The organism is Paenibacillus residui, assembly GCF_042677205.1.
In the GTDB taxonomy this organism is placed as follows: domain Bacteria; phylum Bacillota; class Bacilli; order Paenibacillales; family NBRC-103111; genus Paenibacillus_L; species Paenibacillus_L residui.
The window spans coordinates 60,114-69,497 of record NZ_JBHTIU010000002.1; the positions used below are offsets into that span (position 1 = coordinate 60,114).

9 protein-coding genes are annotated in these 9,384 nt (G+C 52.6%); 7 read left to right on the top strand and 2 right to left on the bottom strand.

Annotated elements, in window-relative coordinates:
• Window positions 1–33 precede the first annotated feature (33 nt).
• The 6 genes from ACFQ03_RS00945 to ACFQ03_RS00970 all read left to right on the top strand — a co-directional run bounded on the left by ACFQ03_RS00945 (window position 34) and on the right by ACFQ03_RS00970 (window position 6,030).
• Window positions 34–1,395 (top strand): aminotransferase class III-fold pyridoxal phosphate-dependent enzyme, encoded by a 1,362-nt coding sequence (locus ACFQ03_RS00945; RefSeq protein ID WP_379285513.1) that lies wholly within the window; start codon window positions 34–36, stop codon window positions 1,393–1,395.
• Window positions 1,392–2,135, top strand: a complete 744-nt coding sequence (locus ACFQ03_RS00950) for an amidohydrolase family protein (protein ID WP_379285515.1) — start codon at window positions 1,392–1,394, stop codon at window positions 2,133–2,135. The genes ACFQ03_RS00945 and ACFQ03_RS00950 overlap by 4 nt, the downstream gene beginning before the upstream one ends.
• Window positions 2,135–2,965 (top strand): amidohydrolase family protein, encoded by an 831-nt coding sequence (locus tag ACFQ03_RS00955; RefSeq protein WP_379285517.1) that lies wholly within the window; start codon window positions 2,135–2,137, stop codon window positions 2,963–2,965. The genes ACFQ03_RS00950 and ACFQ03_RS00955 overlap by 1 nt, the downstream gene beginning before the upstream one ends.
• 266 nt (window positions 2,966–3,231) lie before the next feature.
• The gene (locus tag ACFQ03_RS00960; RefSeq protein WP_379285519.1) at window positions 3,232–4,611 is read left to right on the top strand and encodes an extracellular solute-binding protein; all 1,380 of its coding nucleotides are present in this window, start codon (window positions 3,232–3,234) and stop codon (window positions 4,609–4,611) included.
• A gap of 324 nt (window positions 4,612–4,935) precedes the next feature.
• Window positions 4,936–5,274, top strand: a complete 339-nt coding sequence (locus ACFQ03_RS00965; RefSeq protein ID WP_379285521.1) for a PadR family transcriptional regulator — start codon at window positions 4,936–4,938, stop codon at window positions 5,272–5,274.
• A gap of 3 nt (window positions 5,275–5,277) precedes the next feature.
• Window positions 5,278–6,030, top strand: a complete 753-nt coding sequence (locus ACFQ03_RS00970) for a DUF1129 family protein (RefSeq protein WP_379285523.1) — start codon at window positions 5,278–5,280, stop codon at window positions 6,028–6,030.
• Window positions 6,031–6,115: 85 nt separating this feature from the next.
• Here ACFQ03_RS00970 and ACFQ03_RS00975 read toward each other — a convergent pair whose 3' ends face one another.
• Both ACFQ03_RS00975 and ACFQ03_RS00980 read right to left on the bottom strand, forming a co-directional pair.
• Window positions 6,116–6,802 (bottom strand): stalk domain-containing protein, encoded by a 687-nt coding sequence (locus ACFQ03_RS00975; protein ID WP_379285525.1) that lies wholly within the window; start codon window positions 6,800–6,802, stop codon window positions 6,116–6,118.
• A 287-nt stretch (window positions 6,803–7,089) separates the two neighbouring features.
• A complete protein-coding gene (locus ACFQ03_RS00980) occupies window positions 7,090–7,968 on the bottom strand; it encodes a LysR family transcriptional regulator (RefSeq protein WP_379285527.1) in 879 nt (292 codons plus the stop codon).
• A gap of 139 nt (window positions 7,969–8,107) precedes the next feature.
• Between ACFQ03_RS00980 and ACFQ03_RS00985 the strand changes: the two genes are divergently transcribed.
• The gene (locus ACFQ03_RS00985; protein ID WP_150959261.1) at window positions 8,108–9,103 is read left to right on the top strand and encodes a DMT family transporter; all 996 of its coding nucleotides are present in this window, start codon (window positions 8,108–8,110) and stop codon (window positions 9,101–9,103) included.
• Window positions 9,104–9,384: the final 281 nt, after the last annotated feature.

Below are 9,384 nucleotides of genomic sequence, written 5' to 3' on the forward strand. Positions count from 1 at the left end.
GCGGGGGGATTATAAAGAGGGGAGTAGAGGGATGTGACGGCTGAGAGGAAAATGAGAGGAACGGAAACGGTTAGAGATGTGCAAAGCCATGGATCAACCGGTGAGGAAGGGGATTCCATCCGGAACGGGACGGCGACCCCGGTTTCTCTGCAATGGAACAATCGCTTAAACAAGGTCATTCCTTGGGGATCAAGCACTTGCTCCAAGGCCCCGGGGCTTCTGCCCGAAGAACCGGGAGTTATCGTGAGAGGAGACGGCTGCCGGGTATGGGATGCGGATGGCAAGGAATATATCGACTTCCGAAATGGTTTGGGACCGGTTACACTCGGCTATCGATTCCCGGCTGTGGATGAAGCATTGCGCAGACAGCTAGACAGCGGGATTTCGTTCGGCCATCCGCATCCTTTGGAAGCTGAAGTGGCGGAAATGCTGTGTGAGCTCATCCCGTGCGCCGATCAGGTCCGCTTCCTGAAGACCGGCGGGGAGGCCGTGGCTGCCGCGATTCGCATAGCCCGCCATTACACCGGGAGGGATCATATCGTCCAAGTCGGTTATAACGGCTGGCTGAACAGTCTGGCGCCCGGCGGTTCCCAACTGCCTGGAAGGGCGGCTGCCCAAGTGCCGGGAGTTCCGCGGGAGCTCAGCTCGCTCCATCATGCAGCCGCATGGAACGACCTTCCGGCCATGGAGCGGCTGTTCGCCGACTACGGCGGACAGATAGCCGCTGTTGTCGTGGCCGCGGATTATGCGGCTATGCAGGAAGGGGCAGCCTATTACCCGGCACTTCGCGAGCTGGCCGGGAAGCATGGTGCGCTTCTTATTTTCGATGAAATCGTGACCGGATTCCGAATCGCTATAGGCGGGGTTCAGGAGTATTTCGGCGTCGTTCCTGATCTGGCCGTGTTCAGCAAAGGAATCGCGAACGGAATGCCGTTATCGGTCATAGCCGGGCGGAAGGAAGTCATGGGGTGCTGTGACCGCGGCGGCGTGATTATCACCTCCACCTTCGGCGGAGAAACTCTATCGTTGGCTGCTGCCAAAGCGTGCATTAACACTTATGTCGAGCAAGACGTTGTTACCGGCTTATGGAAGCGCGGGGAGAGGATGTGGAAGAGGCTGAACGGTCTCTTTGAGCAATTGGATATTCCACTCTCTGTACAAGGCTTCTGGCCTTGTCCGGCATTCGTTAATCGTCCGGGCACGGAAGAGAAGGCAGACGGGGGGCCGGACGAAGGAATCAGAGAAAGCTTCTTCCGGCTGGCCTATCGCCACGGGGTGTCGCTTTACAACATTTCGTATGTCAATTTCAGCCATGGCGGGCCGGATATCGATGAAGCCCTGACGAGGCTGGAAAAGGCGTGCGAGGAATTGAACCGGTGGAGGGAAAGCCGATGATCGACGCGCATATTCACCTGGATGGCTCCGAGCTTCATCCGGCTACACTGGAGGAAGGGGACCGGCTTGGCGTCCGGCTCTTCGTCGGCAGCTCGATCTGCAATTATGAACACTATCCTACATGGGAACAGGTGCGGCTAGCGAATGACGATATGGTCGCGGTCACCCGCCGCTACCCGGACCGGGTGGCTGGGTACTGCTATGTGAATCCGCGGCACGGGGAGAAAGCACTTGCGGATTTTCGCCGCCGTATCGAGGATCAGGGAATGATCGGTCTGAAGCTATGGGTTGCGACGCTGTGTAATGATCCGTTGGCCTTTCCCTTCATCGAACAGGCTATTGCCTATCGCGCGCCCATTCTTGTTCATTCCTGGCGCAAAGCGGTCGGACAGCTTCCGTACGAATCGACGGCCGGTCATGTGGCGGATCTCGCGCGCCGATATCCGGAGGCTCGTATCATTATGGCCCACATGGGAGGGCAAGTGGAAAGCGCGATGAATGTTATAGCTCCATATCCGAATGTAAGTACGGATACGTCCGGCACTCCGATCGGCGCGTATGAGGTTGCCTTGGCGGTCGAACGGCTCGGAGCGGATCGCGTCATTTTCGGCTCGGATCTGCCGGGCGCCTGTCTCGCCAGCAATCTCGGCAAGGTGCTCTGCGCAGGTTTATCGCCGGAGGCAGTGAAGCAGATTACCGAAGGGAACATGAGCAGATTGCTTGAGGAGGTGGCTAGATAATGAGAGATGGCTTGTCTTTCGAATCCTTCGTCAATGGTCGCGGGGTAGACGTCACGGCCTTCATTGGGCAATGGCCGTTTCGCTACCGGTCGCAGGCTTCGGCAGAAGACTTAATGATGATGGCTGACCGACTTGGACTTGTCGGGCTGTGCGTCAGCCATCTGGCCTCCGTTTTCGGCCATGATACCCGTTCCGGCAACGAGGCTTTGTTCGCGCAAGCGGCTGCCGATGAGCGGCTGTGGCCATTCGTCGTGCTGAATCCGGCCGAGCCCGGCTGGGAAGCCGAGCTCGATTACGCCGCGCGGAATGGGGCGAGGGGCGTCCGGCTGCTCCCGGGCTATCACGGGTATGCGATCAATGGCCAACACGCCGCAGAGCTCATCGCCGCTTTGCGTGAGCGGGGGCTTCCGCTCTCGGTCATCGCCCGTCTGCAGGACGAGCGGCTGCAGCACCCGCGCTACCCGGCGGAAACCGTCCCCGTGCATGCACTAGCCGAGTTGATAGGAACGTGCGGAGGTCACCCGCTGTTAATCAGCGGTCTCCGCGATTATGAGTGGGATGCCGTTATGCGCTTCAGGACCCCCGATTGGCGGTTGGATCGCGTTATCTTCGATCTGTGGTATATTAACGGCCCGCTCGCGGTTATCGCCCAACTGTGTCAACGGGGGGGAGCCAGAGCATTCGCTTATAGCTCATGCGCTCCTCTGCAGGAAATGGGAGCGACGGCACTTCAGCTAGCGGCGGCTAATATCAACGAAGCGGATCGTCTGGCCCTATGCAGAGACAACGCTCTGCGGTTTCTTGGGATGAACGATTGCCCGGTAGGTTGAAGTAGAATAAGGAAACGCTAAGTTGAAATCCGGCTGTCAGGCCGGATTTTATGTTTTTAAAATATAGGAAAGTATAAGTTTCACCTGTTTCTATATTTCATCGGTAAACGCGCCTGTCCAAAGGATGGCGATAGCCGTTTATCCTTCCTTCGGCCCCATTGCTTCGGGACGAGGCTTGGGTCTTATCTATCTTGACAGGATATGAACCAGAGGATATGATTCTTTCAAATACAGGACATGAGTATAGACGGGTGGTTAGGAAGGTTATGACGAGCAGCAAGCCAAGCCGCACGACATTTCGTGCACGGCTGGATGTTATGATCAACACGTTACGCAGCGATATTGTATCCGGCAAGCTTCCCATCGGCCAGTATTTGCCCTCCGAAAGAGCGCTGGCTTCCGAATTTCAACTGAGTAAAAACTCGGTCCGTCAGGGCCTGGAGCTTCTCGTTGCCGAAGGACTCGTTGAGAAAGTGCCCAGGATCGGCAACCGGGTTACTCAGCCTTATGCAGGGGATAGAATTACCCTTACATTCGGATACTACCCTTCCGTCGTTCGGGAAGCCGATCTGCACGGATTGTTGGATGATTTCCACAGGGAGCATCCGCATATCCGGGTCCGGCCTGTTCCGTTGACCTATGGTGAATATGATGATTTGAGCATGGTTTATATGGGCAATGATGTGCTGGACGTTCTTACCTTAAACCATACCGATTATCAGCGGATTTGTGAAAAGGAGAAGCTATCCCATCTGGAGCCGCTAGAAGCGGAGGATTCTGAAATTTATCCTTTTTTATCGAGGCTATTCACACAGGATGGAGTCAGTTTTATTCGGCCGTTTCTTTTTACGCCTGTAATTCTGTGCTATAATCGCGGGCATTTTCGAGAGAAGCAGGTGCTTGAGCCAGACAGCAGCTGGACTTGGGACGATGTTATGCAGGCGGCCGTCAAGCTGAGCGACGGCAAGAACAGGTACGGCTTCTACTTTCATCTTCTGTCCGATAACCGATGGCCGGTGTTTCTGCTGCAGAGCGGGGAGAAATTCGAGCGTAATGAAGACGGGCGTTATGTGATCTGCCATACGAAGCTTCAGGAAAGCATGGTTCACTGCCGCAACCTGATCTATCACCAGGGGATTTTCCCGACATTCCTGTCCGAAAGCGATGCGGATGCGGAACAATTGTTTATTTCCGGCAAGGTGTCGATGATCATGACCACTTATTTAAGCCTCAACCATATGCGGCATGCCAATTTTGACTTCGATGTCGCCCCGCTGCCCTATATGAACGAAGCCAGGTCTTTGCTGGTTGTGATCGGGCTGGCGGTCAACCGTCATTCCAAGCAGAAGGAAGCGGCCAAGGTACTGGTCGATTATTTGCTCTCCTATTCCGCGCAGCTAAGGATTCGCAGAAATACGTTAAGCTTGCCGGCCCACAAACGGGCGGCCGAATGGACCGGCAAGGAGTCGCTGCCCCGGCCTTCCCGCTTTCATATGTACCGGGAGATCATTCCCTCGTTTCGTCTGGTATCCGAATTAAACCTGAGCTTGGACGAGCTGGCAACGTTGCGTAATGAGCTGAAATGGTTCTGGTCTAACATGGAGGACGAGAATTCTTTGTGCCGGAGGCTGGAATCATTACTTTAAAGATTTACAGGACCGGCACTGGTTCGACTGCCGATCGATTCTAAGAGAAGTGAGGCGGCCGCTTAACGACGACATGCAGAGCAGGAATGAGACGAGGCTCCAATGGTGCAGAAGAGTTTGAAATAGATGGACAAAAAGGCACAGGTCTCGCTATGGCCTTAACTATGACATTGTTGGCGTGAATGGTGAGTCCTGTGTGTTTGTATGCCATTATTGTCCAGCGGTTGATTTATGCCGGCCGCCTTGCTATAATGTAATACAAGATACCTCGATGTTCTTGTTATTTTTTTAGCCAGCTATCTTGTATTGCAAGGGAGTGTGACTATGTCGACATCCACCCAGATGTTGAAGGGGGTACTGGAGGGCTGTTTGCTTGCTGTCATAGCGCGCGGCGAGACCTATGGATACGAAATGATAGAGAAGCTTGAGCGGTTTGGCTTTCACATGGTGAGCGAAGGCAGTATTTATCCCGTACTGATCCGAATGCAGAAGGAAGGTCTGGTTTCCACGGTTATGAAAGCATCGCCTACGGGGCCGAAGCGCAAATACTATTCGATCACCCCGGAAGGTCTGAAGGAATTGGCGGGTTTCGAAGCCCGGTGGAAGGAGCTCTCTCAAGCCGTCAATGCGTTATTTGAGATAGATTTTACTAAAGGAGGTTAAGGAATGTTATCTAAAAAAGCGGAGAGATTTCTATCCGACTTAAGAATATACTTGACAACGTACGGTAAGAATGAGCAAGAAATTGAAGACATTGTGTCCGAGTTGGAGGATCATTTCGTTCAAGCGGAGAAGCACGGAAAGAACATTGAGGAAATAACAGGCGGCTCGCCGAAAGCCTATATGGATCAACTGAGAGTTGAAATGAAGACCGATCAGAAGGAAATATTGTCGGCGCTGCTGCTCTTTTTCCCGCTGGCGCTGGCCTTCGTTATTCTGCCGGATGCCCTGCAAGGAAACGCAGCGTATACTCTGCTTGATATTATCGGCAATCTGACGGCTTTCGTGATCGGGTTGGGGATGTTTATTCTCTTCCTGCGGTTAGAAAGCTCCAGATCTCTCTCCAAAGCAGCCCGCATCGCGATGTACTGGGTAATAGGGTTTGTTCCTATGGGGATTTTCCTCGGCATCAAGCTGCTCAATCGGTTCATGGATCTAAGCCCCGTATTTATTGCAACGCCGTCCCAGAATTTTATGATTGCCGTCGCCTGCGGAGTGTTCCTGATCGGGTATTCGATCTTTGCCAAGACGTGGGTCACCATTATCGTTCCGTGTATTATCATAGTTCCCGACTTTATCGCCGATCTCTTGACGACGTCCCCCCAGGATCGTGCTATAGTCAGTCTCGGAATCATGATTGGCCTGATTGTGCTCTACCTCGTATATTTAGTGATACAAAATAGACGAAAGGCTCAATGATTAAGCATCAATAAGACGAACCCCCGCCTTATGAGGTCCGCGAAGAACGGTCTCCAAGTGCGGGGGTTAATGCATCTCATATAAATTAACGATAAGTGCCTGTAGTAAATACTTTGTCGGCTGCAGTGAGGCCGCTCTTAAATTCCACCTTCACTTCTTTAAGGCCGCCGATGTCCAGGTCCACCTTCTGATTAGAATTGCTGCCGGAGAGCATTACATGCTTGATGACCGTATCGTTAGCCCCATACACTTTGATCTCTACGTCTTTCTGAATTTCCAAGCCGAAAAATTGCAGCTCCAGCTTCTGATATTTGCCTTCCGGTACGAGCTTGAAGGACTTCTGCACGGAATTAATGTCGTCAACGACTATCCCGGCCTTGTAATCCTGGCCTTCCTGTACCGTATATTGCTTATCGGTGGTAGCCATGACATGACTGCTGTAGCCTAAGTCTATTTTGACGTCGTTCATATGAACAGTGTCTTGTTTCTCGCCGAGAAGAACGGTCTGAGTGTCATTATCCCAGTCTACGGCGGTTCCGAGCGCTTCAGCCACCGCTCTTACAGGCAGATAGGTACTGCCGTTATAAGTGATAGGCACGAGCTTGTTGCCATCCTCATCCTTGGCCGTCCAGCTTTGTCCGTTAATTTTGAAGCTGATGCCCCAGTTGAGGTAGGCGGAGATGTTCTCCAACACTGGAGCGGCTGTTGCGCCAGCGACTAATCCGAACATTAGTGTGGCGGTGGATGCAAATACGACTGCTTTCTTCTTCACTGAAACAACCTCCCGAGTAAATGTTAGGTCCGCAATCCTTTCCCATCTATACTAAGCAGACTGGCAATGGGCCGCGGCAAATCTCCTGAATCCCGCCCCATGGGAAAGGTATAAGAATTGCAGAAAACTCCCTTCATTCTAAGGGAAGGGAATGGAAACATCAAGGAATTGCCGATTCCTGTCAGGGAAAATGAGTCTTATCCCTCATGGCTATTCCCGATCAAATGGTATTAAAAGCCTATTGCGTGGGAAATAGGGCCTTGTTATCTCCCGTTTTCGGAGAGGGCTTACCCTATGGGGGAAAGCTGCTCCTTGGAGGTGGCCTCAATCACCTCTATAAATTTCTGGATGGAATTGGTCAGGAACGATTCCGCGGAGCGAATGAACACCGTGCGGATCTGGCCGATTTCCTCCGGCACCGAATAGGCGCCCACTTTCCCCAGCTCGCGAAAGGTGGCGGCTGCAGATTCGGGAACGAGGGTTATCCCCAAGCCGGCAGCTACGCTGCCAAGTATCGTCTCCAAAGTTCCGAATTCGATTTTCTTGACAGGTGTGATGCCCTCCAATTGCAGCCATTGCTCCAGCTTGGAACGGTAACCGCACCCCGAGCCGAATACCAGCAGCGGCTTGTTGGTCAATTCATCCAGAGGGCTGGTGGCGCTCTTGTGTGTGACCAGTACCAGCTTCTCCTCGAACGCTTCATGCTGCACAATCTGGGGGTGGATAACCGGACCTGTGACGAAAGCTCCGTCCAAGCGGTGGTTAATGACGTCCTGTACCAATTCCTCCGTGACGCCGGTAACCAGTGACAAATCTACCATGGGATAGCGATGATAATAGACTGACAGAATTTGCGGCAGCCGGAAAACCGTTTCTACCGTCCCGATTTCTACATTACCCGCCGGATGGTCGGGGTCTTGAAAAGCGCTTTGCATTTCCTTCATAGTAAAAATAATTTTATCCGAATACTCCAGAAGCCGCTTGCCTTCGGGCGTTAAAGTCATCCCCCGGCTGTGGCGGTAGAACAAGGAAGTATGCAGCTCTTTCTCCAACTGCTTGATTCTGGCGGTTACGTTCGATTGCACGTAATTCAACTGGCGGGCGGCCCCGCTTACGCTCCCTTGCTTGGCAACACTTTGAAATATAATCAGATCGCTAATCTCCATAACCCGGCCTCCCTCCTATCTATCAATAATAATGATAGATTCGTTCATTTTCAATCGTTTTACTTGATGTAAAATACCGGATATGATGGAAAGGCAGATTTTACGGACTACACGATGGATAGGAGAACGAGAGAACAAGATGAAGAGAGACCGTATAGTAATAGGGGGATTGCTTTGCCTGCTCGCCAGTATGTCCTGGGGGGCTATGTTTCCTGTTGCTCACAGCGCACTGAAGCATGTCGATGCGCTATATTTTTCTCTGATCCGGTATTCCGCGGTCACGGTCATTTTAATCGGGCTGCTTTGGTGGAAGGAGGGGAGGGAGGCCTTTCGCCTGGGGAAGGAAGGGAAGCGTCTGTGGTTCTTCGGAACGATGGCTTTCACGGTATATAACTTTGGTATTTTTCTCGGGCAGGACATGCTTGGCACATCAGGCATTATCATCGCCTCGATTATGGAAGCTCTCATGCCGATGCTGACGGTTGTTTTTATGTGGCTGTACAAAAATGTCCGGCCCAGCCGGTTCACTCTGGTTACCGTCAGTGTGGCTTTCACAGGAGTTATTCTTATCATTACTCACGGAGATTTGCATTCTCTGCTGCTGTCCTTCCATCAGATGCTGGCTATCGGCCTGATGCTGATAGCCGTGTTGGGCTGGTTATTGTACACTGTGGGAGGGGAGAGCTATCCCCGGTGGTCGGCCCTGCGCTACTCCACCTTAAGCTGTCTGCTCGGTACAGGCACCTCGGCAGTCATTGTCGCGGTATTGACATGGCTAGGCATTCTGAAGGCGCCGAGTATGGAGACAATCATGCTCATTGGCCCGGAGATGGGCTTTATGATCCTGTTTCCCGGAGTCATTGCTCTACTGAGCTGGAATTTGGGAGTCAAGCATCTTACTCCGATGAACGGAATTTTATTTATTAATTTTATCCCGGTGACCACTTTCGTAGTCAGTGCGGCCCAAGGCTACCAAATGACTCCGTACGATCTGAGCGGAACCCTGCTCGTCATGGGAGCGTTGATCGCCAACAATCTGTACCAACGGAGGCTATCGAGGCCCGACGGGACACTACGTCCCGAAAGTGTGGGTGCCGGTCTGACGTCCGCCAAGGCCGAGGCTTCAGCAAGCTAAGGCCTGACCAGACCAGGCTAAAGGCCGCGGTCTTGTGTCCAGGGCACAACTGCACTTCATACCTGCCGGTTTGAAATGAAACTGACGTAACTATCTTGAAAATTAGATCCGCTGGCTTGTTTCACCATCTGGTGGTGCGGCCAAGCGGTATTGGGCGCCTAACTGTATTTCATGCAGGTAAATTGATGCAAATGGCGCCGAATGACTAACCTACCTTGAAAATCCGTCTATTTTACCGTCTGCAGGCATCGTTGCAAGCGGAGCGGCACATCTAACTGTAT

Bases quoted from the DNA above. Each gene is read 5' to 3' on its own strand.
- ACFQ03_RS00970 (WP_379285523.1), top strand. From the start codon at position 5,278: ATGTTATCTAAAAAAGCGGAGAGATTTCTATCCGACTTAAGAATATAC.
- ACFQ03_RS00955 (WP_379285517.1), top strand. From the start codon at position 2,135: ATGAGAGATGGCTTGTCTTTCGAATCCTTCGTCAATGGTCGCGGGGTA.
- ACFQ03_RS00980 (WP_379285527.1), bottom strand. From the start codon at position 7,968: ATGGAGATTAGCGATCTGATTATATTTCAAAGTGTTGCCAAGCAAGGG.
- ACFQ03_RS00985 (WP_150959261.1), top strand. From the start codon at position 8,108: ATGAAGAGAGACCGTATAGTAATAGGGGGATTGCTTTGCCTGCTCGCC.
- ACFQ03_RS00965 (WP_379285521.1), top strand. From the start codon at position 4,936: ATGTCGACATCCACCCAGATGTTGAAGGGGGTACTGGAGGGCTGTTTG.
- ACFQ03_RS00950 (WP_379285515.1), top strand. From the start codon at position 1,392: ATGATCGACGCGCATATTCACCTGGATGGCTCCGAGCTTCATCCGGCT.
- ACFQ03_RS00960 (WP_379285519.1), top strand. From the start codon at position 3,232: ATGACGAGCAGCAAGCCAAGCCGCACGACATTTCGTGCACGGCTGGAT.